At 66.2% G+C, this 24,311-nt stretch carries 18 protein-coding genes and 3 pseudogenes; 15 read left to right on the top strand and 6 right to left on the bottom strand.

All coding sequences use genetic code 11. From position 1 onward, the window contains the following. Positions 1-38: 38 nt before the first annotated feature. The 3 genes from lysS to ACP8JZ_RS00820 form a co-directional block, all read right to left on the bottom strand. The gene (gene lysS / locus ACP8JZ_RS00830) at positions 39-1,526 is read right to left on the bottom strand and encodes a lysine--tRNA ligase (protein ID WP_286321822.1); all 1,488 of its coding nucleotides are present in this window, start codon (positions 1,524-1,526) and stop codon (positions 39-41) included. Between the two features lie 137 nt (positions 1,527-1,663). Further along, positions 1,664-2,326 carry an HAD-IA family hydrolase gene (locus ACP8JZ_RS00825; RefSeq protein WP_484482519.1) on the bottom strand — a complete coding sequence of 221 codons (663 nt, stop codon included), beginning with the start codon at positions 2,324-2,326 and terminating at the stop codon, positions 1,664-1,666. 9 nt (positions 2,327-2,335) lie between these two features. Continuing rightward, entirely contained in the window at positions 2,336-3,676 is a 1,341-nt protein-coding gene (locus ACP8JZ_RS00820) for an ABC transporter substrate-binding protein (RefSeq protein WP_484482518.1), read from the bottom strand. Positions 3,677-3,856: 180 nt separating this feature from the next. On the opposite strand from ACP8JZ_RS00820, the gene ACP8JZ_RS00815 reads away from it, so the two are divergent. The 3 genes from ACP8JZ_RS00815 to ACP8JZ_RS00805 are packed head-to-tail and all read left to right on the top strand — an operon-like array spanning position 3,857 to position 8,267. Next, the gene (locus tag ACP8JZ_RS00815; protein WP_484482517.1) at positions 3,857-4,501 is read left to right on the top strand and encodes a TetR/AcrR family transcriptional regulator; all 645 of its coding nucleotides are present in this window, start codon (positions 3,857-3,859) and stop codon (positions 4,499-4,501) included. 5 nt (positions 4,502-4,506) lie between these two features. Further along, positions 4,507-6,228, top strand: a complete 1,722-nt coding sequence (locus ACP8JZ_RS00810) for an ABC transporter ATP-binding protein (protein WP_484482771.1) — start codon at positions 4,507-4,509, stop codon at positions 6,226-6,228. Then, the gene (locus ACP8JZ_RS00805) at positions 6,225-8,267 is read left to right on the top strand and encodes an ABC transporter ATP-binding protein (protein ID WP_484482516.1); all 2,043 of its coding nucleotides are present in this window, start codon (positions 6,225-6,227) and stop codon (positions 8,265-8,267) included. Before ACP8JZ_RS00810 ends, ACP8JZ_RS00805 begins: the two co-directional genes overlap by 4 nt. Here the strand turns inward: ACP8JZ_RS00805 and ACP8JZ_RS00800 are convergent. Beyond that, a complete protein-coding gene (locus ACP8JZ_RS00800; RefSeq protein WP_323456568.1) occupies positions 8,239-8,667 on the bottom strand; it encodes a BlaI/MecI/CopY family transcriptional regulator in 429 nt (142 codons plus the stop codon). The two genes, ACP8JZ_RS00805 and ACP8JZ_RS00800, sit on opposite strands and share 29 nt — an antisense overlap. A gap of 195 nt (positions 8,668-8,862) precedes the next feature. Here ACP8JZ_RS00800 and ACP8JZ_RS00795 point away from each other — a divergent pair, with 195 nt between their 5' ends. From ACP8JZ_RS00795 to ACP8JZ_RS00765, 7 genes are all read left to right on the top strand, one after another. Next, entirely contained in the window at positions 8,863-10,377 is a 1,515-nt protein-coding gene (locus ACP8JZ_RS00795; protein ID WP_484482515.1) for a cytochrome ubiquinol oxidase subunit I, read from the top strand. 13 nt (positions 10,378-10,390) lie between these two features. Then, a complete protein-coding gene (cydB, locus tag ACP8JZ_RS00790) occupies positions 10,391-11,464 on the top strand; it encodes a cytochrome d ubiquinol oxidase subunit II (protein WP_308614509.1) in 1,074 nt (357 codons plus the stop codon). A 78-nt stretch (positions 11,465-11,542) separates the two neighbouring features. Further along, positions 11,543-13,183 (top strand): thiol reductant ABC exporter subunit CydD, encoded by a 1,641-nt coding sequence (cydD, locus tag ACP8JZ_RS00785; protein WP_484482514.1) that lies wholly within the window; start codon positions 11,543-11,545, stop codon positions 13,181-13,183. Between the two features lie 152 nt (positions 13,184-13,335). Continuing rightward, positions 13,336-15,117, top strand: a complete 1,782-nt coding sequence (gene cydC, locus ACP8JZ_RS00780) for a thiol reductant ABC exporter subunit CydC (RefSeq protein WP_484482513.1) — start codon at positions 13,336-13,338, stop codon at positions 15,115-15,117. A 280-nt stretch (positions 15,118-15,397) separates the two neighbouring features. Next, positions 15,398-16,117 (top strand): ATP-binding cassette domain-containing protein, encoded by a 720-nt coding sequence (locus ACP8JZ_RS00775; protein WP_023034773.1) that lies wholly within the window; start codon positions 15,398-15,400, stop codon positions 16,115-16,117. Next, positions 16,114-17,346 (top strand): DUF7224 domain-containing protein, encoded by a 1,233-nt coding sequence (locus ACP8JZ_RS00770; RefSeq protein ID WP_023034772.1) that lies wholly within the window; start codon positions 16,114-16,116, stop codon positions 17,344-17,346. The genes ACP8JZ_RS00775 and ACP8JZ_RS00770 overlap by 4 nt, the downstream gene beginning before the upstream one ends. Then, positions 17,343-17,921, top strand: a complete 579-nt coding sequence (locus tag ACP8JZ_RS00765; RefSeq protein WP_484482512.1) for a hypothetical protein — start codon at positions 17,343-17,345, stop codon at positions 17,919-17,921. Before ACP8JZ_RS00770 ends, ACP8JZ_RS00765 begins: the two co-directional genes overlap by 4 nt. A 146-nt stretch (positions 17,922-18,067) precedes the next feature. Here the strand turns inward: ACP8JZ_RS00765 and ACP8JZ_RS00760 are convergent. Beyond that, a pseudogene (locus tag ACP8JZ_RS00760) lies at positions 18,068-18,352 on the bottom strand (4Fe-4S cluster-binding domain-containing protein); the annotation flags it as partial. Here ACP8JZ_RS00760 and ACP8JZ_RS00755 point away from each other — a divergent pair. The 3 genes and pseudogenes from ACP8JZ_RS00755 to ACP8JZ_RS00745 form a co-directional block, all read left to right on the top strand. Further along, positions 18,348-18,842, top strand: a pseudogene (locus ACP8JZ_RS00755) (hypothetical protein); the annotation flags it as partial. The pseudogenes ACP8JZ_RS00760 and ACP8JZ_RS00755 sit on opposite strands and share 5 nt — an antisense overlap. 100 nt (positions 18,843-18,942) lie before the next feature. Then, entirely contained in the window at positions 18,943-19,554 is a 612-nt protein-coding gene (locus ACP8JZ_RS00750) for a TetR/AcrR family transcriptional regulator (protein ID WP_065861038.1), read from the top strand. 74 nt (positions 19,555-19,628) lie between these two features. Next, entirely contained in the window at positions 19,629-21,419 is a 1,791-nt protein-coding gene (locus ACP8JZ_RS00745; protein ID WP_065861037.1) for an MDR family MFS transporter, read from the top strand. A gap of 44 nt (positions 21,420-21,463) precedes the next feature. Here ACP8JZ_RS00745 and ACP8JZ_RS00740 read toward each other — a convergent pair whose 3' ends face one another. Further along, positions 21,464-22,456, bottom strand: a complete 993-nt coding sequence (locus ACP8JZ_RS00740) for an IS481 family transposase (protein ID WP_484482511.1) — start codon at positions 22,454-22,456, stop codon at positions 21,464-21,466. 98 nt (positions 22,457-22,554) lie between these two features. Here ACP8JZ_RS00740 and ACP8JZ_RS00735 point away from each other — a divergent pair. Then, positions 22,555-23,433: pseudogene (locus ACP8JZ_RS00735) on the top strand (Mu transposase domain-containing protein); the annotation flags it as partial. Next, positions 23,430-24,242: an IS21-like element helper ATPase IstB gene (istB, locus tag ACP8JZ_RS00730; protein ID WP_484482510.1), complete on the top strand. Its 813-nt coding sequence runs from the start codon at positions 23,430-23,432 to the stop codon at positions 24,240-24,242. The pseudogene ACP8JZ_RS00735 and the gene istB, both read left to right, overlap by 4 nt. The last annotated feature ends 69 nt before the right edge of the window (positions 24,243-24,311 follow it).

The following is a 24,311-nucleotide window of genomic DNA, read 5'->3' as shown; positions in this document are numbered from 1 at the left end:
TCGCGTGCGGTGGCGTACCACGACGCCACCGCAGCAGCTCACCGTTCTGGTTTGAGCAGGGGGAACAGGATCGTCTCGCGGATACCGGCGTCGGTGAAGAGCATGACGAGCCGGTCCACACCAAGTCCCAGCCCACCCATGGGTGGGCAGCCGAACTCCAGGGCCTCGAGGAAGTCCTCGTCGAGCTCCATGGCCTCCGGGTCGCCGGCAGCTGCTGCCAGGGACTGTTCGGTGAGCACCTTGCGCTGGATCACCGGGTCGACGAGCTCGGAGAATCCGGTGCCCCGCTCCATGCCACCAATGATGAGGTCCCAGGCCTCCACCATGCGCGGGTCGTCGCGGTGCGGGCGAGCCAGCGGCTGGGCGATGGCCGGGTAGTCACACACGAAGGTCGGCTGGATGAGGGTCGGCTCGACGATCTCGCCGAAGAGTTCCATGACGATCTTGCCGGCCTCCCATGCCGGATCGATCTCGACGTCGTGCTCGGCGGCGATGGCACGCAGCTCCTCGACGGGAGTGTCCAGGGTGATCTCACGTCCCAGACGCCTGGACAGCTCGGGATGGACGTGCACCCACTCCCACTGCCCGTCCAGATCGATGACGCCCTGCTCGGTCTGGATCTGACGCCCGCCCAGCGCATCGGCAGCACGCACGATGATCTGCTGGATCACCTCGGCGATGGTGAACTGGTTGCCCCAGCTCATGTAGGCCTCGAGCATGGTGAACTCGGCGGAGTGGTTGGAGTCGATGCCCTCGTTGCGGAACACCCGCCCCATCTCGTAGACGCGATCCATGCCACCGACCATTGCCCGCTTGAGGTAGAGCTCCAGGGCGATGCGCAGGCTCATGCCGATGTCGAAGGCGTTGAGGTGCGTGTTGAACGGGCGGGCAGCCGCGCCACCATGCACCAGCTGCAGGATCGGTGTCTCGATCTCCAGAAAGCCCAGCTCGTCCAAGGTGGTACGGATGGCCCGGGTGATGGCGGCACGCACCCGCACCATCTGACGAGCCTCCTCACGGGCCACCAGGTCGGCGTAGCGACGCCGTACACGGGTCTCCTCACCGAGCTCCTTGTGCAGGGTGGGCAGGGGACGCAGTGCCTTGGAGGCCATCTTCCACTCGGTGGCCATCACCGAGAGTTCCCCGCGGCGAGATCGGGCGACGAATCCCTTGACCCACACGAAGTCGCCCAGGTCCACGTCGGACTTCCAGGCGGCCAGGGCCTGCTCACCGACGAGGGCCTTGGACAGCATCACCTGGAGGCGTTCCCCGTTGGACGACTCGGTGAAGCCGTCCTGCAGGCTGGTGAAGCAGAGCTTGCCGGTGTTGCGCAGGAACATGACACGTCCACCGATGGTGACGACGTCGTCGGGAACCTCCTCACCGACCTCGAGGGTGAGCTCACCAGCCTCGTCGGTGTACTTCTCACGGATCTGTTTGAGGGTGTGATCGCGCAACAGGTCGACCGGGTAGGCCTGCCCACCCTCGTCGATGATGCGAGCGCGCTTGTCGAGACGCACCTGCATCTGCTCGGAGACCTCAGGGGACGTCTGTGGAGTGTTTTCACCAGTCTGCTGATCGTCAGTCACCAGACAAGACTACCCAGCGAGTCGGTCAACCAGCCAGCCGGTCACGGCCGTGCCTCGGGCGAGGCGCCCCGACGTCACCTCGGACGCACCATGACCCCCGTCTCGTCACGTACGAACTGCACTTGGGAGAGGTCTGGCACGACGACGTCGGCGTGGATCCGCTCGATGGGCAGGGTCGTGAGGAGCCCCAAGGTGGCACATCCAGCCGCCTTGCCCGAGACGAGACCAGCCTCGGAGTCCTCCACGACGAGGCATTCTCGCGGATCGACGTGCAACCGCTCGGCCGCAGCAAGCCACGGCTCGGGATCCGGCTTGCCGTGCTCGACGTCGGTACGGGTGATCGTCACCGAGGGAACGGCCAGCCCCTCGAACAGGTCACAGCGTTTCTCGAAGAGATCGCGGTCGCAGGAGGTGACGATGGCACACGTGTGATCGTCCAGCCCCGCCAGGGCGTCCCGCCCACCGGGGGCCAGGACGATACCGTCGGTGGCGCCCAGCTCGAGCTCACGGATGCGCGCCAAGGCCTCGGGGCGTCGATCGGGGCCGATGACGGCGTTGACGGTCTCGATGACGGGCACACCGTGTCGCAGGGCAGCAGCCTCGACCCCGAACTCGTGCACCCACTGTCGCCAGGAACGCTCCACCGCACTGGTCGAGTTGACGAGGGTGCCGTCGAAGTCGAACAGGACGGCCTGGAATCGACGCGACACCCACTGGGCCAGATCTGCGGCAGACATGCCCCCAGCTTACCGAACCCGCAGTCCGTACCGTTCGGTCTGACGAGCTGCTGCGTCGGCAACGGCCGGCAGCATCGTCGAGACGGGAACGTTCCCGGTCCAGGCGCGAGTGATCGGGGCGAAGGCCTCACAGGTGGCCTGCCAGGCCGGTGATCTCGCCGAGTCACGGGTGATTCTGCCCCCCAGGTCGGACAACTGGGCAACGACGTCGGACCCGATGAACTGCCAGGCCTGCGGGGTGACGAGCTTGTCGACATTGGCAGCCGGCATGAGTCCGCGGGGCACGAGCAGCTCGGCATTCCTGCTGCACGTGGCAGCGAAGGCCAACGCGTCGGTGACGCTCGGACAGTCCTTGAAGACGGCCCACGAGCTGCCGCCGTAGGAGACGATGCGTTCGGACTGCCCGGTGGGGTTGGGCAGCTGGGCCACCGCCCAGTCGTGTTGCCGCGAGCTGGGGCGCCGGGACAGCCCGGACACGAGTGCCGGTATGTCGCGTGGGGCACCGATGTGCCCGACGAGTGCCCCGGAACCCAACAGCTGAGCGATCTGAGGGGTGGCGAATCCGTGGCTGAGCGGCAGGCCTGCGTCACGTACGAGTTTCTGCCACGTCAGTGCCAGCGCAGCAACCTGCGCGGAGTCGATGTTGATCTGCCAGTCACCGTCGTCGGTGACCCGGAACCACGGGGTACCGGTGGCATCACAGATCGCGGCGAACCAGGCGATGTCGTTGACCGGGAAGTCGGTGATGTACCTGCCCCGTCTGGCAAGTGTCGTGCCCACCTTGAGCAGATCGTCCCAGGTCGTCGGCACGGCAACCCCGGCACTGTCCCAGGCCTCGACGTCGTAGAACAGCACCAGGGGCGAGGAGTCCAGGGGCAGTCCCTGGATACGATCCAGGTAGGTGATGTGGGACATCGGGCCACGGTCGAAGATGTCGCGGTACTGCTCGGCAAAACCGGTGACATCGCCCAGGATGCCCTCCTGGGCGAACTGGGGGACGAGGATGTCGGGAAGTTGGGCCAGGCTGGGGGCATCGGCGGTGTCGATCGCCTTGCGGAGCTGGGCAAGGTACCCCGGCCCGACCATCGATTCATGGATGGTGATGGCCGAGGCCGGGCGGCGGCGTCCGAAGTCGAACGCCATCTGTGTCATGGATCGTGCCTGCTCGTTGGGTGGCAGCTCGTGCCACACCCGTACGCGGTGATCCTCACCGGAGGCGGAACGGTCCCGGGCACGGGGAGCGCAGGCCGTCGCTGCAGCGGATGCCGCCAGCAGGGACAACACCGTCCGTCGCCCTGGCTGCGCCATGTCATTGCCTGCCTTCCAGCCCCACGATGGCTCGTTCGTCACGTCTCGATGCCCCTGCGGCATCGACACCAGAACCCTAACGCGTGGGGTTCCTCGGTGCGCAGGATCGCCCGGCCGGCCGATCGCGTGGCCATCGTATTCTTGATACGTACGTGTTCGTCCGTGAGCGAGAGGGGGCGGTACCCGCTTGCGAGTGAGTGCTCACTCACATAGCCTGACCCCGTGACACCCCGAGCCAACCCCATGCCCGCCGACCAACGACGCGCGTCCATCATTGCCGCAACCCGCCCCCTGCTGGCCGAGCACGGGCTGGACCTCACCACCAGACAGGTCGCCGAGGCCACCGGCATCGCCGAGGGGACGATCTTCCGTCACTTCGCGTCCAAGGACGAGCTCATCTCCGCCGTGATCGCCGACAGTCTCGACGTCGATTCCCTGAGTGCGGACCTGCGTGCCATCGACCTCGAGCTGCCCCTCACCGATCGGGTCGCCGAGGCCATGACCGTACTACGGAGCAGCTTCACCTCGATCCATGAACTCACCGCAGCCCTCAAGACCCGTCCTCAGCACACCTGCGTGATGCGCGGGCAGGACAAGGAGGGGTTCAGCCATCCCAGTCACGACATGATGGCCACCTGGACTCGCGAGATCACCACCCAGATCGTGCGTCTGCTGGAACCCGACGAGGAGCGACTGTGCGTCGACCTCGACGTGGCGGCCCAGCTCGTCCTCGCGGTGAGCCACATCGGCCTGCACCGTTTCGATCCCACCTCCGTCACCTTCTCGGCAACCCAACTGACCGACGTCGTGCTGCACGGCGTCGTGCGTCATCCCGAACCGATGGAACAGGAGCCGTCGTGCTCATAGGACTCATCAACCGCCACATCAAGCCGTACTGGCCGCAGCTGGTGCTCATCGTCATCCTGCAGGCCGGCGCACAGGTGGCTGCGCTCACCCTGCCCACCATCAACGCCAACATCATCAACAACGGTGTCGTCACCCTGGACACCCACTACGTCAAGACCCACTCGGCCGTCATGCTCGGCGTCGCCGCAGTCCAGGCCCTGTGCCAGATCGTCGCGGTGTACCTTGCCGCCCGAACTGCCATGGGATTCGGTCGCGACGTGCGCGACGCCGTCTTCGACCGGGCCCTGAGCTTCTCGGCGCGCGAGCTCAACCAGTTCGGCGCCCCCTCGCTCATCACCCGTACCACCAATGACGTCCAGCAGGTACAGATGCTCGTCTTCCTCACCCTGGCGATGATCGTCGGCGCCCCGATCATGATGGTCGTCGGCGTCGTCATGGCGCTGCGCGCCGACGTCGAGTTGTCGTGGATCATCGTCGCCGCCGTCGTCCTGCTGGGCAGCATCGTCGGAGTCATCGTCGCCCGGATGGGCCCGCTGTACCGCACCATGCAGCAGCGCATCGACGACCTCAACCGCGTCGTGCGCGAGCAGATCACCGGCATCCGCGTCGTGCGGGCCTTCGTGCGCGAACCCTACGAGTCACAGCGATTCGACCGGACGAACTCCCAGCTGCGCGACGTGCAGATCCGCGTCGCCCGACTCATGGCAGCGATGTTCCCCGTCGTCATGTTCGTCATGAACCTCTCCCAGGTGGGAGTGTTCTGGTTCGCCGCCCCCCGCATGGACTCCGGACATCTGGAGGTCGGCGCCCTGGCATCGTTCACGACCTACCTCATCCAGATCCTCATCTCCGTGATGATGGCGGCAATGATGGTGGTCATCTGGCCCCGGGCCGCCGTGTGTGCCGAGCGCATCACCGAGGTGCTCGACACCGAGACGAGCGTGCCGGAACCTGCCCGGCCCCTCACCCGCATGCCCGAACGTGGCACCGTCGAGTTGCGTCACGTGGAGTTCAGCTACCCCGGTGCGCAGTCCCCGGTGCTCTCCGACATCTCGTTGCGCATGGAGCCGGGAACGACGACGGCGATCATCGGCTCGACCGGTGCCGGCAAGACGACCCTGGTCAACCTCATCCCCCGGCTCTTCGACGCCACCGGCGGGCAGGTGCTCGTCAACGGGGCGGATGTGCGCGACCTGGACCCGGAGGCCCTGTGGAGCACGATCGGTCTGGTGCCGCAGAAGCCCTACCTGTTCAGCGGTACCGTGGCCAGCAATCTGCGTCACGGCAACTCCGAGGCCAGCGATGAACAGCTGTGGGAGGCACTGCGCATCGCCCAGTCCGACGACTTCGTCCACACCATGGACGGTGAGCTCGAGGCGAGCATCTCCCAGGGCGGCACGAACGTCTCGGGTGGTCAACGTCAGCGGCTGTCCATCGCCCGGGCCCTGGTCAAGAAGCCCGACATCTACATCTTCGACGACTCCTTCTCCGCCCTCGACGTCACGACCGACGCGAAACTGCGCCGGGCGCTGGGCCGGCACACCGCCCAGGCCGCGGTGCTCATCGTCGCCCAGCGTGTCTCGACCATTCGCGACGCCGATCAGATCCTCGTCATCGACGAAGGTCGCATCGTCGGTGCCGGGAACCACGAGACCCTGCTCGACACGTGCCCCACCTACCAGGAGATCGTCAACTCCCAGCTCTCGGCCCAGGAGGCGGCAGCATGAGTTCGAAGCCCACGTCCACGAAGGCCACCACGAAGAAGTCGACCACCCTCACGGCCGAGGAACAGGCCGAGATCGCACGTCAGTCGTCCCGCACCATCCGCCGAGGTGGCGGCCACGGTGGCGGCAGCCGGGTGGCCGAGAAGGCCGTCAACTTCGGTCCCTCACTCAGACGTCTGCTGGGCACCCTCAAGCCCTACCGGGGCGTGTTGAGCATCGTCGTCGCCATCGCCGCCATCGCCGTGACGATGAACGTCATCGGACCGAAGATCCTGGGACGTGCCACCGACGTCATCTTCGGCGGCATCATGACCCGTAGGATCGGTGAACGCATGCCCCAGGCCAAGGGGCTGACGACCGAGCAGTTCATCGACCAGCTCAGGTCCAGCGGCAGGGCCGACGGCAAACTCATCGACATGCTCGGCCAGTACCCCGGCCTGCGCATCGGTGAAGGGGTCGACTTCCACCGGCTGGGCATGATCGTGCTGCTGGCCCTGTGCCTGTTCACCGTCTCGGCGATCCTCATGTACCTGCAGGGGGTGCTGCTCAACACCGCGGTGCAGCGTGCGATGTACGACATGCGCAGCCAGGTGAGTGCCAAGCTCGACAAGCTTCCGCTGAGCTACTTCGACAGGCAGCCGCGCGGCGAACTCATGAGTCGGATGACCAACGACATCGACAACGTCGCCCAGACCCTCACCCAGACCATGCAGCAGCTGCTCAACGCCATTCTCACGGTCATCGGTGTGCTCATCATGATGTTCTGGGTGTCGCCGCTGCTGGCCGTGGTGAGCCTCATCGTCATCCCGACTGCCGGGTTCGTCGCCGCACACATCGGCAAACGTGCCCAGGTGCAGTTCGCCCACATGTGGAAGGCCACCGGCATGCTCAATGCCGAGGTCGAGGAGAGCTACACCGGCCACTCCCTGGTCAAGGTCTTCGGGCGACGCCAGGAAGTCACCGAGAGCTTCCACGAACGCAACGAGGAGCTTTACCAAGCCTCCTTCCGGGCACAGTTCGTCTCGGCGACGATCCAGCCGGTGATGTTCCTCATCGGCAACATCAACTACGTACTCATCGTGCTCATCGGTGCGCTGCGCGTGGTTGCCGGGCGCATGCCACTGGGTGACGTCCAGGCATTCATCCAGTACTCCCGGATGTTCACCCAGCCGATGACGCAGATCGCGTCCATGACGAATCTGCTGCAGTCGGGGGTGGCCTCGGCCGAACGCGTCTTCGAGGTGTTGGACGCCGAGGAGCTCTCCGCGGAGGGCGAGGGCCACCTGCCCCCGACACGTGGCCACGTCGAGTTCGAACACGTCCGCTTCTCGTACTCCCCCGACAAGCCGCTCATCACCGACCTCAACCTCGTCGCCAGACCAGGCCAGACGGTTGCCATCGTCGGGCCGACCGGGGCGGGCAAGACGACCCTGGTCAACCTGCTCATGCGGTTCTACGAGATCGACGAGGGCCGCATCACCCTGGACGGGATCGACACCCGCACGGTGCCGCGCGCGCAGCTGCGCTCCCACGTCGGCATGGTGCTGCAGGACACCTGGCTGTTCAGTGGCACGATCCACGACAACATCGCCTACGGACGACCCGAGGCCACCGAGGACGAGATCCTCGCCGCCGCCAAGGCCGCCTACGTCGATCGGTTCGTCCATTCCCTGCCCGAGGGCTACGACACCGTCATCGACGAGGAGGGATCGAACATCTCGGTGGGTGAGAAGCAGCTCATCACCATTGCGCGAGCCTTCCTGGCCCGTCCCGACCTGCTCATCCTCGACGAGGCGACCAGCTCGGTGGACACCCGCACCGAGATGCTCGTCCAGGAGGCCATGAACAGATTGCGCCAGGGACGCACGAGTTTCGTCATTGCCCACCGGCTGTCGACCATCCGCGACGCGGACCTCATCCTCGTCATGGAGCACGGCGACATCGTCGAGCAGGGTTCCCACGACGAGCTGCTCGCGGCGAAGAGGCACTACTACGACCTCTACCAGTCGCAGTTCAGCGCGAGCGTGCCCCCGGAGGCATGATCGTCCGTTTCCCGTGCCGAGACCGCGGGGGCTCACCTGCGACCTCGGCACGTGCTGCCAAGACGTGACGCAGGACCCGCCGGTCCGACTCGGTGAGCAGCCTGACCAGTTCGACGAGGGTGTCCGAGCGTGCTGCACCGGCCTCGCCGAGCACCTGGGCCATCTCGCCGGCCAGGAACTGTGCCTTGGAGCTGGCCGGCCGGTACCACCAGGCCCGTTGGCGCTGCTGGCGCACGACGACATGCTTCTTGGCCAGCCGGCCGAGCACCGTCATGACGGTGGTGTAGGCAATCCTGGCGTCGGCGAGCAGTTGGGTGTGGACGTCTCGAACGGACTGTTCCTCCTGCGATGCCCACAGCACGTCCATGACGCGATGCTCCAACTCTCCCAGTACGGCCATGTCCTCAGTCTAACCACAAGTACGACGCATCGTAGTAGCAGCGTGGGGAAAGGCCGTCCAGCGCGTCGTGCCCTTATACACCATCCCTCCGTCAGGAAATGGACATCCCCTCCTCTTTTGTAACTTTCGACAGAAAGTACAATGCTCGGGCCATCCTTGTAGACTCCTACCCTCAGTCGTAGTAGGTTTCGTCTCATGGACCAGACAACGATCGCCCGATGGCAGTTCGGGATCACGACGGTCTACCACTTCTTCTTCGTCCCGATCACCATCGCTCTGTCGATGCTTGTCGCTGTGATGCAGACGGCGTGGTACAAGACTGACCGCGACAGGTACCTTCGGCTCACCAAGTTCTTCGGCAAGCTCTTCCTCATCAACTTTGCACTGGGTGTCGTCACCGGAATCGTGCAGGAGTTCCAGTTCGGCATGAACTGGTCAGAATACTCTCGATTCGTCGGCGACATCTTCGGCGCTCCCCTGGCTCTGGAGGCGCTGCTCGCGTTCTTCATGGAGTCGACCTTCATCGGCCTGTGGATCTTCGGCTGGGACAGATTGTCCAAGGGCGTGCACCTGGCCACGATCTACCTCACCGCCATCGGCACGGTGGTCTCCGCCGTGTTCATCCTGGCCGCCAACTCCTGGATGCAGAACCCGGTCGGAGCCACCTTCAACCCGCAGACCGGCCGTGCCGAGCTCACCGACTTCGGCGCCGTGCTGGGCAACCCGGTGTTCCTCACCACCTTCCTGCACACGATCGCCGCGTCGTACATGGTCGGCGGGGCCCTCATTGCCGGCATCTCGTTCTGGCACCTGTCCAAGGTGGCCCGTGGACGTCACACCTCCGAGATCTCCGACGCCAGTGAGGTCGAGGACGTCTCCACCTGGCGCTGGGCAACGAAGTTCGGCGCCTGGGTGCTCATCGCTGCTGCCGCGATCACAGCTGTCAGCGGCGACATCCAGGGCAAGGAGATGACCAAGCTCCAGCCCATGAAGATGGCTGCGGCCGAGGCCGCCTGGGAGTCCACCAGCGATTTCTCCGTCATCACCTTCGACACCGGCGACGGCACCGAGGAGATCGGCGGCATCAAGATCCCCGGCATGCTCGGTTTCCTCGCCAACAACGAGTGGGGTTCGCAGATCCAGGGCGTCAACGACCTCAAGAAGCACGACGTCAACGCCTACACCTACACCCACAACGACGGTTCCCAGACCGAGCTGCAGGCCTCCTACGCCTCCGTGCTGCGTGAGAAGGTCGACGCCAACAACATCGACCTGGCCCCGAGCATCGGACTGTCCTACTGGAGCTTCCGTCTCATGATCGGGCTGGGCATGGCCGGTGCCCTCATCGGACTCATCATGCTCATCGAGCTACGCGGGGGACGCAACCCCCGGCAGACCGGATGGCACAACTTCTGGACCTTCGTCACGCCGTTCCTGCCACTCATCGGTATCTCGTTCGGGTGGATCTTCACCGAGATGGGCCGTCAGCCGTGGATCGTCACCGGCGTGCTGCCCACCGCCTCCGCCGTCTCACCGGGGGTGTCGGCCGGATCGGTCCTGTTCTCCACGATCGCCTACACGGTGGTCTACGGAGCCCTGGCCGTGGTCGAGCTCTTCCTGTTCCTGAAGACGATGCGAGCCGGCCTGCCCGACGTCAGCACCACCGACAACGCCGCGGACGGGGACGCCCCCCTGTCCTTCGCATACTGAGGAGATGAGCACTGTGTTCCCGCTTCTTGAAGTTGCTCATTCTGCACTGACGCCGGTGTGGTTCATCCTCATCGCCGTCCTGTGGATCGGATTCTTCTTCCTCGAGGGATTCGACTTCGGCGTGGCCATGCTCCTGCCCTCCCTGGGCAAGGAGGACGAGGACCGCGACATCATGGTTCGTGCCATCGGACCGACCTGGGACGGCAACGAGGTGTGGCTGCTCACCGCTGGCGGTGCCACCTTCGCCGCATTCCCCGGCTGGTACGCGACGATGTTCTCCGGGCTGTACCTGCCGTTGCTGCTCGTGCTGCTCGGTCTCATCGTTCGGGGGGTGTCGTTCGAGTACCGCTCCAAGCACCCGTCCAGTTCCTGGCGCAACACCTTCGACTGGATGGCCGCCATCGGCTCCTTCCTGCCGTCCCTGGTGCTCGGCGTCGGGTTCGCGAACTTCGTGCGTGGTCTGGCCGTCGGTCCCCATGACGTGCCCGGCGGCGGTACCGCCCCGCTGGTGACGACCTCCTTCTGGGGACTGTTCACCCCGTTCGCCCTCGTGGGTGGTGTGCTCTTCGTCATCCTGTTCTGCGCCCACGGCGCCGGGTTCATCGCCCTGAAGACCCGTGGACCGATCCACGAGCGGGCCTCGCGGAAGGCCGTGCGGCTGGGCTGGATTGCCGCCGTACTCATGGCTGCCTGGGCGATCATGCTCAACACCATGTACGCCCCCGAGACGAGTGTGCGCCACACCCTCACCTGGATCCTCGGCCTGCTGGCCGCCATCCTGGTGGCCGTGGCCGCCACGTCGCAGAAGAAGGGCAGTGACGGCCTGGCCTTCGTCCTCAACGGTCTGGCCATCGCCGTCATGATGGTGACGATGTTCATCAAGATGTGGATCAACATCGGATTCGTGCCCGAGGGCATCGAGTTCGACATGTGGATCGCCTCGTCCAGCCCGATGACGCTGAAGATCATGACGATCGCCGCATGCGTCTTCGTACCGATCGTGCTGGCCTACCAGGCGTGGAGCTACTGGGTGTTCAGCAAGCGGCTCTCGCGAGAGGCCATCTCGGACAACGCCGTGGCAGCCTGAGATTTGCTCGACCACCCATCACCTTGACCCCCGGGAGTACTCTCCTGGGGGTCAAGACATGTACTACGGAAGGTGCACATGGCTGCCCCGCTTGATCCCCGGCTCGTGCGTCGCGCCCGAGCGACCCTGCCGTTCCTCGTCGCCCTGTGCGTGGTCGGGGTGGGCACCGCCCTGCTCATCCTCGCCCAAGCTTGGTTGCTGGCGGAGTCGATCTCCTCGGTCTTCGACACCCACACGACGACCGGTCTGGCACGGTGGGCCGGACTGCTCGCCGCGGTGTTCGCCGGACGGGCACTGCTGGCCTGGGCCCAGGAGTCGCTGGCCCATCGCGCCTCGGCGGCGGTGAAGTCACAGCTGCGCCGAGACATCCTGACAGCTCGGCTGGCCCGTCCCACCGACGCACGCACCTCCTCGAGCACGCTCATCACCTTGGTGACGACCGGCTTGGACGCCCTGGACGGCTACTACTCCAAGTACCTGCCCCAGTTGGTGCTCGCCTCGATCGTGCCGGTGGTGCTCGCCATTGCCATCGGTCTGCAAGACCTCAGAAGCCTCGTCATCGTCATCATCACCGTGCCACTCATCCCGGTGTTCATGGCCCTCATCGGCTGGCGCACCGAGGCGGCGATGAAGAGACGCTGGCAGACCCAGTCGAGACTGGCCAATCACTTCGCCGACCTCGTCGCCGGGTTGCCCACCCTGCAGGTCTTCGGACGGGCTCGTGCCCAGCTCACCGGGCTCAAGCGCACCGAGGACGCCTCGCGAGCCGGAACCATGGGCACCTTGCGCATCGCCTTCCTCTCCAGTTTCGCCCTGGAGCTGCTCGCCACCTTGTCGGTGGCACTGATGGCCGTGACCATCGGTTTCCGGGTCGACGCCGGCGGCATGGATCTGCGCACCTCACTGTTCATTCTCATTCTGGCCCCCGAGGTGTACCTGCCCCTGCGCCAGGTGGGAACCCTCTACCACGACGCGGCGGACGGCATGGCAGCTGCCGAGGAGGCCTTCAGCCTCATCGAGCACGGCCAGCTCACAGCCGGGCACGCCCAGACCGTCCCTTCGGCTCGCACCTCCCCGCTCGTCGTCGACGAGCTGACCTACACCTACCCCGACGCGCAGACCCCTGCCGTGGATGGTGTGAGCCTGCGCATCGACCCCGGTGAGCTCGTCGCCCTGGCTGGCCATTCCGGTGGCGGCAAGACGACGGCGATGAACTGTCTGCTGGGCTTCCTGACCCCGCAGGCCGGGTCGATCAGGATTGGTGACGTCGACCTGTGCCAGGCCAGTGCGGCGACCCTGCAGGCGTGGCGGGAACAGATCGCCTACGTCCCGCAGACTCCTGGCCTCATCCACGGCACCGTCGCCGACAATGTACGGCTGGGGCATGGCGAACTCACCGACGCCCAGGTCCGACAGTTGCTGGATCGCTGCGGGGGCCAGTCGCTGGGTCTCGCCAAGACGGTCTCGGACGACGCCGAGGGGCTGTCTGCCGGGGAGCGACGCCGCGTGGCACTGGCCCGAGCCCTGGCCCGGGTGGAGCTGGGCGGGGCCGGGCTACTCGTGCTCGACGAGCCCACCGCCGGGTTGGACGCCGACACCGAGCAGACCGTCCTGGACGCGGTACGAGCCAGCGGTGCCTCGGTGCTCGTCGTGAGCCACCGCCCCCAGGTGCTCGACCAGGCCGACCGCGTCGTCACCGTGACGGAGGTGGCGGCATGACCAACAGACACACTGAGGGCGCGAGGCCCACGACATCCACCACGCCCAGCAGCACCGGAGCCGCCAGCGAGCGACCCGTCGAGGCGGAACTCCATGACACGCAGCATCCGAGCACGAGACGGGGAAACACGAACAGAGTGGGGGCAGGACCCATGACGAACTCCACGGACGCTGGGTCTCGTTGGCAGACCGAGATGCACCAGGGCGAGCAACACACGGGGCAGGTCAAGCGCACGGGGCAGCTCATGAGCCACCCCTCCCCCGGCGTCGAGCTGGCCGAGACCGGCCCGGTACGCACCCCACGCAATCTTCTGAGGATCCTGCTGGCCGACGTCAAGCACGGCCGTTGGCTACTCGTGCTGTCCACCCTCCTGGCCGCCTGCGCCTCAGGTGCCTCGGTGGCACTCATGGGCGTGTCGGCCTGGCTGCTCTCGCGGGCCGCCGAGATGCCTCCGGTGCTCTACCTGGAGGCTGCTGCCGTCGGGGTGCGATTCTTCGGTATCTCCCGCGGCGTGTTCCGCTACGCCGAACGACTCGTCGGCCACGACCTGGCCCTGCGGATGCAGGGAGTGCTGCGGATGCGCAGCTACGACAAGTTGTCCGGCACCACCTTGGTGGGGCGACGACGCGGCGACCTGTTGGTACGCGTCACTGCCGACGTCGAGGCGATCCTGGACGTCGTCGTGCGAGTACTGGTGCCGGCCTGTGCGGCATCGCTTGCCATCATCGGGACGACGGCCCTGCTGGCCCGATTCTCCCCGGCCAGCGCCGCCTGGCTGCTCGGTTCGGCCCTGCTGGCCGGGGTCGTCATCCCGTGGCTGACGCAGGTGGCCTCCCGGCGCGCCGATGGGAGCACGGTGCCGCTGCGTGGCGAACTCGCCAATCGCACTAGGGAACTCGCTCATGCCGCCCCCGACCTGGTGGCCCTCAACGCCGCCGATCATCAGATGGAGCGGGTGCTCGAGGTGGACGCCAAGCTGCGTGACGCCGAGCGCCGGGCAGCCTGGGTGCGTGGTCTGGGCACTGCTGGGCAGATCCTGGCAGCCGGGGTGGCCGTCGTCAGTGCGCTGCTCGTGGGTGGGCAGGCCGTCGCGGACGGACGTATCGGTGGGCGGATCCTCGCCGTGCTGGTGCTCACTCCGCTGGCCCTGCACGAGGTGTTCGGCTCGTTCAATGCCGCCGCACAGACCTTCACCCGGGCTCGGACGGCCCTGAATCGCATCGTGGAGATCCTCGACGCCCCGACCGTGGGAGTGGGCGACTCCCCCACCGCCGAGAGCACCGGGCAGTCGCCCAGTCTGGAACTCACCGACCTCACCGTCGGCTGGCCGGACGGGCAACCGGTGCAGGGCCCCCTCGACCTGCAGATCCATCCCGGCGAGTCAGTGGCCCTGGTCGGGCCCTCCGGCATCGGCAAGACGACGATCGCCGCGACGATCATGGGGCTCATCCCGCCGATGTCCGGGCAGGTGCACACCACCGGGCGAGTGCGCTACCTGGCGCAGAATGCACACGTCTTCACCACGAGCATCGCCGAGAACGTGCGTATCGGTGCCCGTCAGGCCACCGATGAGGAGGTTGTGACGGCTCTGCAGCGAGCCGGACTGGATCTGCCGCCCGATCGGCTCGTCGGTGAGGACGGGGCGACGATCTCCGGCGGTGAGGCCCAGCGCCTGGCCCTGGCACGGGTACTCGTCTCGCACGCCACCAGCACGGATGACGGGGAAACTCACGAGCCGACGCCGGTGCCGGTCGCCGACACCGCGCCCGGTGACGTCCTCATCCTCGACGAGCCGACCGAGCATCTGGACGTGGAGACCTCCGAGGCTCTCATGGACGACCTCTGGGCCACGACACCGGGTGCGGCCAAGCTCGTCATCACCCACGACCCGCTCGTCATGGAGCGCTGCGACCGGGTGTGGGAGCTGGGTTGACCTCACCGACGCAGTGGCCAATGACAGGACACAACCTGATCGCAGGAAACAGACTCCAGCCACTTGCCCATCTCCACCATTCTCAGTATCCTTCGCCTGTGCAGACACAGTTGACGTGCCAGTTCTCTCGCAGCCAGGACGCTGTTCTGCAGCAGGACTGGAACGATCGGATGGGGTCGACAGCTCAAGGGGATCATCCCGCCTCCATACGAGGAATCCATGGAAAGAGCTCTGTTTCCGTCGCCTCCTTCCGAGTGAATTACTGACTGAGGCCCAACATATGATTCTTGACGAGGTGACGTTCTCCTACCGGCGCCGCCAGCCCGTGCTGACTGGCGTGAGTCTCGAGTTCACCCCGGGTCGCACCGTGCTGCTGGGCCCCAATGGTGCTGGCAAGTCGACCCTCTTCTCGTTGTGCTGCGGGTCTCAGGTGCCGAACTCGGGCTGGATCGGGCTGGACGCGAGGCACCCGTCATCACCGCGCGAGTTGCGTCGCCGGGTCGGTCTCATGCGCCAGAACATCCGCCCCATTGCCGGGCTGAGCGTGCGCGAACAGGTGACCTACTGCGGCTGGCTCATGGGGTTGCCGCTTCGCGAGGCCTCGTCGCGCACCGACGAGATCCTGGCAGCCGTTGATCTCATGCCCAAGGCGCAGACCCGCTGTGGGCAACTGTCCGGGGGCCAGCTGCGTCGCGTCGGGCTCGCCCAAGTGCTCATCGGTCGGCCACAGGTGTTGCTGCTCGACGAACCCACCGCAGGACTGGACCCGGCACAGCGGATGCGGCTGCGCACCGTGTTGCACCGCGTTCCCGACGACAACGTCGTGGTCGTCTCCACCCATCAGGTCGAGGACCTCACCGAGGACTACGACCGGGTCGTGGTCCTTGACGCTGGAGGGGTGGTCTTCGACGGCACCCCGCGAGCCTTCCTCGACCTCGCCCCCGAAGGGACGCCGCGACGGGCCGACATGGCCTACCTGAGTCTGGTGACCGACGAATGAGGTGGTCCACGAGGCTTCGGACGGCTCCAGGGGCCTGGCTGTCGCCACTGGTGGCACTGGTCCTCGTACTCAGCACCCGCAAGCCCACCGGGGAACCGTACTGGGTCAGTCGCATCGTCGCTGATGCCGGCGCAGCGGTGATCACCACTGCACTGTGTGCCCTGGCCGGGGCCCTTGAGGGACACCGACTGCGCACCGTGGCACTGACGTGCGACCGAGTGCGGCCCTGGTGGCGCGTCGTCATGGCCCCATGGGTGTGGTCGGCCACGGTGCCCACTGTTCTCCTCACTGTTCTCATGTCTCGGCATGGCTTCGCCACCCATCTGCTGGGGTGGCAGGTGTTCGGGGCGACGGCTGTGTCCATATGGGCGTGGGCGCTGGCCGGGATCGCCCTGGGACTGTCGATCCCCTTGGCCGTGGCAGCGCCGCTGGCTCTGGCCACACCCCTGGCATGGGTCATCTTCCCACCGGGAATGTCCATCTACTGGCTGCGTCACCTCACCGGGGAGTGGATCGACTGCTGCTCAGTCACCCAGACCCTTGATCCAGCCGTCGTCGCCGGGACAGCAGCCGTCAACCTCGGGCTGTTGCTCGCCTCCGGTCTCGCCGTGCAGGCCCGGGTCGTCCGAAAGGGCCGCAACCTGCTCCTGACCACCAGCATCGTCGTGCTGGCCGGTGGACTGGTCATCGGGGCCAGCCAGGTGAACCAGATGGACGCCTTCCCCACGAGGCCCCGTGAGATGGCCCTCACCTGTCGGCCGGTCACCGGCACGTCGGCCCGGCTGTGCCTGCTGCCCGAACATGAACCCCAGCGCAGTTCGGTCACCGCTGCGATGCAGCGGGTGTGGCCCGTCTGGGCACGCTCTGGAGTGCAATTGCCCGTGGTCTACTCCGAGCAGCCTGTGTCGGACATTGACGCGGTTGCCGTCAGCGCCTCCCCGGATCTCACCGATCCCTCCCGCGTCACGGCAGCCCTGGCGAGCGCCACCGCGACGTACCACTGCCCGGCACTCACCTCGGGACAACAGCCCGTTGAGGTCGTCGAGTTCGCCGGTCGCATCGACGCATGGCTGCGCCGGGTGGCTCGCGACGGTGGGCTCGAGGTGAGCACCGACGACCTGGACCCTCGGGACCAGAAGTGGGCCGATGACCTCACCGCCCGCAGTGCTGCCGTCCAGCGACACACTGTCTCCCAGATGCAGGACTATTTGAGGGCGTGTCCGCGGTGAGACTCTGGCTGAAGAATCGCATGGCCGTGTGCCAGCTCGTCGTGACGTGCGTCTTCTCGGTGGTGTGCGCGCTCACCGACCCGACCGGGGTCACCGTTCCAGCAGTCTTCGGCAGCATGGGGACGGTCGTCGTCGTGGCCAATCTGTTCGGGTTGGTTCTGGCGGTGCTGTACTCCGTGGGGCTGAGCAGGGCCGAACCCGACGTGGAGTACCGCTCGTCTCGGCCGGTTGGCTGGTGGGACGCCGCCCTGGGCGTGATCATCGTCCTTCTCATGATCCCTGGGTTGTGGGGTGGCCGCTCCAGTGCCTCGGTGGTGCGTGACGTACCGGTGCTCATGGGGTTGACGATGCTCGCGTCGCGTTGGGTGCCTCGCGCTCTGGCCTCGCTGCCCGCGATCGGATTCTTCTTCGTCTGTCTGCTCGCCGGGCGTCAGACCGAGGGAGCCGACGCGTGGTGGAACTGGGTGGTCGCCGACCCGTCGGGAGCTGTGAGCCTGGGGTGGGCCGGGGCGTCGATGGTGTTCGGAGTGCTGGCCATGGGCCTGCCCCGACGTGGCACCGCGCCGCAGGCGTGACTGACCCGTTCGCACAGCGGCTGGATGACGTTCAGGCGAGGCTCCGCGTCGGTGGTGTCGCTCACTGAACCCCCTCCGAACTGCAGTACGTGTCTGCGACGCATTGATGCCCCCGGGTTCGGGCGGAGGCGTCACCGACGAGGCGGTCAAGTACTCAACGTCACCGCGGTGCCCGCCGCCAAGGAGGCGGGCACGTCAATGAGGCGCTGGTTGTCGCTGCCTCGCCACGCCAGGGTGAGGGTGCGACGGGCAAGCAGGAAAGGGCCGTCGACCAGCACGTCGACCTCACCGAACAGCTGGGCGAGGTCGGGCTCGGCCTGGGCACGGCGCAGCAGCACCTCGAACCGGTGACCCGACCAGCACCACACGTCCCACCCGATCTCGTGGGCGTGACGCGCGAGCACAGCAGCATCGGCGGCCTGCTCGCTGGCAACGATTCGTTCCTCTCGGCCCGCCGCAGCTGAGTCTCACAACCCTCGGGCTGCCCAAGCGGCACCCGCGCAGAAGGCCGAGCCCCGTCACCGGTGGCCTCGACCCTATGAGGTGGCGGCTGGTGCCTGCGCCTCGGCCGTTGCGACCGGAGTCGTGGGAGGCCTGGGAATCGGCGGGACGATGATCGGCGCTGCCGTCACCAGCCTCGTCATCGCTCTGGGCGGTGCCTTCTTCACCAGATGGTTCTCCCGGACCCACGACAATGTCTCGGGAGCTCGTCAACGTCGAGGGATGTGGACCCGCATGGTCACAGTGGCCCTCGTCGTGAGTGTGTTCACGGTTGTCGTCGGGGTGCTGTGGTTGGCGCCATCGGTCGGTCAGGAAGCCGGATCCTGGGTGCATCGGGCCACCGGCTCGCTCGAGCAGTGGCGGGAGTCAGCCCAACGTGCCTGGCCCTATCTCAAAGCTGCCTGGCACGCCTTCCGGTGAACCTTCTCACGCCATCGTTCACCGAGGGCGTGACACTTTGTGTACTGGGTGCAGATTCTGCACTTGATGCAGACACTGCACTCAGTACAAAATTGTGAGTGTGACTTCACCAACAGCAATCCGCACTCAGGGCGTCATTCGCCGTGCTGCAATGGAATTGGCGGTCGAGAAGCCGGTGGACGAGGTCACAGTCGACGACATCGCCGAGCGTGCTGGGGTGTCGCGACGAACCGTGTTCAACCACTTCCCGTCCAAGTATGACGTCTATCTGCCTCCGGTGGTCGCCCACTCGGAGGAGGCCCTCGAGACCTTCGCGACGGACACCTCGACGTCACTGGCCGATGCCATTCGCACCCTGCTCGATGCCAGGTGGCGAAGCTTCGACGTCGACCTCGACGATCTGCGAGAGCTCATGAGAATCAGCGGGGAGAGCACCGAGCTTCGGATGGCCCTCAAGGAGTCCGTTGACTGTCAACGCGCTGCCCTCATGGCGGCAGCTGCTCGCCGGATCGGCCGCTCCGAGGACTCTCTGGAAGTCCTTGCCCTCGTGGGCACCATCCAGGCGATGGAGCGCTCAGTCTTCCAAGCGGCCATGGTCCGTCCTGGGGCCAGTTCTGCCGAGGTGGTCGGCACCTTTGACCGGGTCGTCGATGTCTGGGTCAGGCTGTCCGCGGAATTGGCCGGCGATCAGGTGTCGGTTTTGACGCCGTGAGCAGCGAGCTGACTCGTCACAACCTGCGCGACAACGCGCCCCGCATTTCCCATCCAACATCAGAAAGCTGTGACATGTCTGCAACTGCTGCCGCTCCTGAGGCTGCCAAGTTCAAACCAGATCGTCGATTCTGGGTTGTCTATCTCTGCCTCATGATGGTGATGTTCCTGTCCTCCTTGGACCAGACGATCGTCGCCACCGCTCTGCCGACCATTGTCGGTGACCTGTCCGGCGTCGAGCACATGGCGTGGGTCATCACCGCGTACACCCTGGCCATCACCGTCGGTATGCCGCTGTATGGCCGTCTCTCCGACCTCATCGGTCGTAAGACCCTTTACCTCATCGCCATTGGCCTGTTCCTGCTGGGGTCTGCCCTGTGCGGCACCGCTAACACCATGATCACCTTCATTTTCTTCCGCTTCATCCAGGGCCTGGGTGGCGGTGGCCTCATGATCTTGTCCCAGGCCATCACCGGCGACCTCATCCCACCGCGCGTTCGTGCCGCCTACATGGCGCCGATGGGCGCGATGTTCGGTGTGTCCTCGGTGCTCGGCCCGCTGCTGGGCGGCTGGCTCACCGACTCGATCTCCTGGCGCTGGGTGTTCTGGATCAACTTGCCGCTGGGTGTCGTGGCCTGGGTGGCCTGCCTCTTCGCCCTCAAGCTACCCAAGCATGAGCTGACGACGAAGATTGACTGGCTAGGTCTAACCCTCATGGACGTCGGCGCCGTGGCCATCGTGCTGGTGGCCACCTGGGGCGGTTCCCAGTACCACTGGCTGTCCTGGCAGATCATCGGCCTGAGCGTCGTCGCGGTCGTGGCGTGGGCTGTGCTGCCCGTCGTCGAGTGTCGGGTCGAGGATCCGGTGCTGCCGCTGGAGCTGTTCCACAACCGCACCTTCGTCGTCTCGACGATCATCGGAATGCTCGCCATGGGCGCCATGTTCGGTGTGCTGGCCTATCTGCCGACCTACATGCAGATGACCTACGGCTACTCGGCCACGGTGTCTGGTCTACTGCTCATCCCCATGACGATCGGTATTCTGTTGGCCTCGACGGTGACTGGCCTGTTGACCTCCCGGATAGGTCGTTACCGCATCTTCATCATCATCGGCCCGATCGTCGCTGCCGGTGGCATGACGCTGATGTCGACCCTGAACCAGGACTCCCCGGTCTGGCGGATCATGGGCGACACCTTCGTCCTCGGTCTGGGCATGGGTATGTTCTTCCAGCTGCTCGTCATGGCGGTCCAGAACGACGTCCGCCCAACCCTGCTGGGAACGGCCACCAGCCACAACAACTTCTTCCGTCAGATCGGTGTGTGCCTGGGCTCTTCTCTTATCGGCGTGGCCTTCACCACCCGCCTGACCAATCGTGTCACGGACCTGTTCACCTCCCTGGCCACCAGCAAGGATCCGACCGTTCTCAAGGCGCTGGGCTCGATGAGCTCGCACAGCCACGCCGCAGCCTCGCTGACCCCGGGTGCCGTCAATCAGATGCCTGACGCCATTCGGGACGGTATCGTCCAGGCCTACGTCAACTCCCTGACCCCGCTGTTCCTGTGGATGGCCCCGATGGTTGCTGTAGCAGGTCTGCTGGCCTTCCTCCTCAAGGACGTGCCGCTGTCCCACCACACTGGTATCCAGATGCGCGCCGCGTCTGAGTCTAGGGAGAGAACTTCTCAGGAGACTTTGGCAGCCTCCGGTGACGCCGTGGAGATTCCTTCCCTGGACGCCCGCGCTGAGGCTCCGGACGGCTCGGAGAGGGACGAGCCCTCCGGTACGCCACGGCATACCGCAGATGCCGTGAAGGTTGAAGGAGCTCCGCCGCGTCGAGCTGCTGGACCGGAACGACCAGCACAGGCCTGACAGTTCGGGACGCGCCACCTGGAAGAGGTGGCGCGTCCCGGCGTCTAGTTGTAATCGCCGGACAGGTTAGGTACGCGGTCGGCGGGTGATTTGCCTTTGAGCGCGGTGTGTCCGCGGTGGTGATTGTAGTGGTGCAGCCAGCCGGGGAGTTCGGCCAGGCGGTCGGTCTCGCTGGCGTAGGGCCGTGCGTAGGCCCACTCGGCGACCAAGGTCCTGTTGAACCGCTCGACCTTGCCGTTGGTCTTGGGCGTGTAGGGCCGGGTGTACTTGTGCGTGATGTGGGTGTCTTTGAGTGCCTTGTTGAAGGCTTTGGACCGGTAGCAGGAGCCGTTGTCGGTCAGGACCCGCTTGACGGTGATGCCCTGGCTGGCGAACCAGGCCTGGGCCCTGGTCCAGAACCCGGCGGCGGTGTCCTTGCGCTCATCGCTGAGGACCTCGACGTAGGCCAGGCGGGAGTGGTCGTCGACGGCGTTGTGGATGTAGTGATACCCACCCCCGCTGCCGGATCGGCCACGGTTGCGTACTCCTTGGGCGCGTCCGACCATGCGGTGGCCGCCGCCGTCGGGGATCCGGCCCAGCTTCTTGATGTCGACGTGGACCAGCGAACCGGGGGTGTCGTGTTCGTAGCGGACGGGTGTGGGCTGGGCGCGTAGCCGGGCGCCGGTGGCCTTGTCGATCCAGGTCAGGGGTGGGCATCCGTAGCGTTGCAGGATCTTGCCGACGGTCGAGACGCTGAGGTGCTGGTGGCGTAGGTGGTAGGCGATGCGTGCTGGGCCCCACTGGTGGGTGATGCGCAATCCCACCACCCGTCGTTGCGTGCGACGGCAGACCCGTCGGGGCTGGTGGTGGGATCGGCTGGAGTGATCACGCATTCCGGCCGGCCCGTGGGCGCGGTAGCGCTGTGCCCAGCGTTGGGCCGTGGTGACGCTGACGTTGAAGCGTTCGGCGGCCCGACGCAGGGGCCAGCCATCCTCGACGATGCAGCAGGCCAGGCGCAAACGTCCGGTTTCGGACAACGGGGCATTACGGTGGGTCATGAGGGCCTCTTGGGAGTCGTGCTTTGTGTGGTAGCAACACACTCCACCCAGAGGCCCTCGCCCGTGTCCAGCCAGAGCTGTCTCTGACCAGCCCGATGTACCTAACCTGTGTGGTGGTTACAGCTAGCCTGGACGAACTCAACGACCAGATCCGTGTCTGGGAAGTCGACGACAACACCCGCCGGATCGCCGGCCATGCGAACACGATCGGGCAGGACTACCGCGCCGAACTCGACCACCTGGCGCCGCTGCCGGCCGATGACTTCGACCCCGGCCTGATCCTCCACCCACGCGTCGACCGCTCCGCCCTGATCACCGTGCGCATGGTCAAGTACTCCGTTCCGGCGCACCTGATCGGGCAGCGCGTCCGGGTCATTCTGCGGACCTCGTGCGTGGTCGTGCTCGAGGGCCGCACCGTGGTCGCCACCCATCCCCGCCTCGGCACGCGTGGGGTGACCCGGGTCGAGCTGGACCACTACCTCGAGGTTCTGCGCCACAAGCCCGGCGCGTTCCCCGGCTCGACCGTCCTGGCCCAAGCCAGAGCCGCGGGGGCGTTCACCGCCGCCCACGACGCGTTCTGGGCTGCCGCCCGCAAGACCAGCGGCGACGTCGCGGGCACCCAGGAGTTGATCGACGTGCTCCTGCTCCACCGATCCCTTCCGGCCGAGGCGGTGATCGCCGGCATCACCTCAGCCCTGTCCGTTGGTGCGATCAGCCCCGACGTCGTCGCCGTCGAAGCCCGCCGCCACGCCATCACCCACACACCCGCCCCAGTCAGCCCGACCAGGCGGGGGACGGTCGTGAACCTGCCACCACGACGCCCCACCGACCCGCACCAGGTCATCGCGCACCTGCCCGAGGACACCCGCCCCCTGCCCACTGTCACTGCCTACGACGAACTCCTGCGCCGCCGCCAACCCGACCCCGCCCCGGCCTCCGCCGAGGTCCACCACCACACCCAGACAGGAACCCCATGACCACGAACACCAGCAGCTCCCGTCCGGGCAGTCTTCGTCGTCGTCACGGCCTCACCGAACAAGCCGCGCAGGCCGCGATCGACCAGGCCTGCCGCCGGCTGCGGCTGCCCACCATCCGCGCCGTCGTCGACGACGCCGTGACGGCCGCCACCAAGGAACAACTCACCTACCAAGGCTTCCTCGCCGAACTCCTCCTGGCCGAGGTCGACGACCGCGACCGCCGCTCCACCCTGCGTCGCATCAAGAGCGCCGGCTTCCCCCGCGAGAAATGGCTCGCCGACTTCGACTTCACCGCGAACCCCAGCATCAACCCCGCCACCATCAACGAGCTCGCCACCGGCGACTGGATCCGCCGCGGCGACCCCCTGTGCCTGATCGGGGACTCCGGCACCGGCAAATCCCACCTGCTCATCGCACTCGGCACCGCCGCCGCCGAACAGGGCTACCGCGTCCGATACACCCTCGCCACCCGGCTCGTGAACGAGCTCGTCGAAGCCGCCGACGAGAAACAACTCACCAAGACCATCAACCGCTACGGCCGCGTCGACCTCCTCGTCATTGACGAGCTCGGCTACATGGAACTCGACCGGCGAGGCGCCGAACTGCTGTTCCAAGTCCTCACCGAACGCGAGGAGAAGAACGCCATCGCGATCGCCTCCAACCAGTCCTTCTCCGCCTGGACCGACACCTTCACCGACCCCCGCCTGTGCGCCGCGATCGTCGACCGCCTCACCTACAACGCCACCATCATCGAAACCGGCACCAACTCCTACCGCCTCGCCCACACCCGAGCCCGACAGGCCGGGTGACACACTGCAAATAGGCAGTCGCCTACCGCCGGATCCACCAGTTGGGTCCGGCGGGTAGGCGTCACTCCC

The sequence above is a fragment of the Cutibacterium sp. LaCa_286 genome (genome assembly GCF_057198075.1).
This window is presented reverse-complemented; position numbering and strand designations above follow the sequence as displayed.

What these genes read in the sequence shown, in the direction of transcription:
- ACP8JZ_RS00745 (WP_065861037.1), top strand. Translation starts at nt 19,629, where the DNA reads ATGTCTGCAACTGCTGCCGCTCCTGAGGCTGCCAAGTTCAAACCAGAT.
- istB (WP_484482510.1), top strand. Translation starts at nt 23,430, where the DNA reads ATGACCACGAACACCAGCAGCTCCCGTCCGGGCAGTCTTCGTCGTCGT.
- cydD (WP_484482514.1), top strand. Translation starts at nt 11,543, where the DNA reads ATGGCTGCCCCGCTTGATCCCCGGCTCGTGCGTCGCGCCCGAGCGACC.
- ACP8JZ_RS00740 (WP_484482511.1), bottom strand. Translation starts at nt 22,456, where the DNA reads ATGACCCACCGTAATGCCCCGTTGTCCGAAACCGGACGTTTGCGCCTG.
- ACP8JZ_RS00795 (WP_484482515.1), top strand. Translation starts at nt 8,863, where the DNA reads ATGGACCAGACAACGATCGCCCGATGGCAGTTCGGGATCACGACGGTC.
- ACP8JZ_RS00775 (WP_023034773.1), top strand. Translation starts at nt 15,398, where the DNA reads ATGATTCTTGACGAGGTGACGTTCTCCTACCGGCGCCGCCAGCCCGTG.
- ACP8JZ_RS00800 (WP_323456568.1), bottom strand. Translation starts at nt 8,667, where the DNA reads ATGGCCGTACTGGGAGAGTTGGAGCATCGCGTCATGGACGTGCTGTGG.
- ACP8JZ_RS00770 (WP_023034772.1), top strand. Translation starts at nt 16,114, where the DNA reads ATGAGGTGGTCCACGAGGCTTCGGACGGCTCCAGGGGCCTGGCTGTCG.
- ACP8JZ_RS00805 (WP_484482516.1), top strand. Translation starts at nt 6,225, where the DNA reads ATGAGTTCGAAGCCCACGTCCACGAAGGCCACCACGAAGAAGTCGACC.
- ACP8JZ_RS00825 (WP_484482519.1), bottom strand. Translation starts at nt 2,326, where the DNA reads ATGTCTGCCGCAGATCTGGCCCAGTGGGTGTCGCGTCGATTCCAGGCC.
- lysS (WP_286321822.1), bottom strand. Translation starts at nt 1,526, where the DNA reads ATGCAGGTGCGTCTCGACAAGCGCGCTCGCATCATCGACGAGGGTGGG.
- cydC (WP_484482513.1), top strand. Translation starts at nt 13,336, where the DNA reads ATGACGAACTCCACGGACGCTGGGTCTCGTTGGCAGACCGAGATGCAC.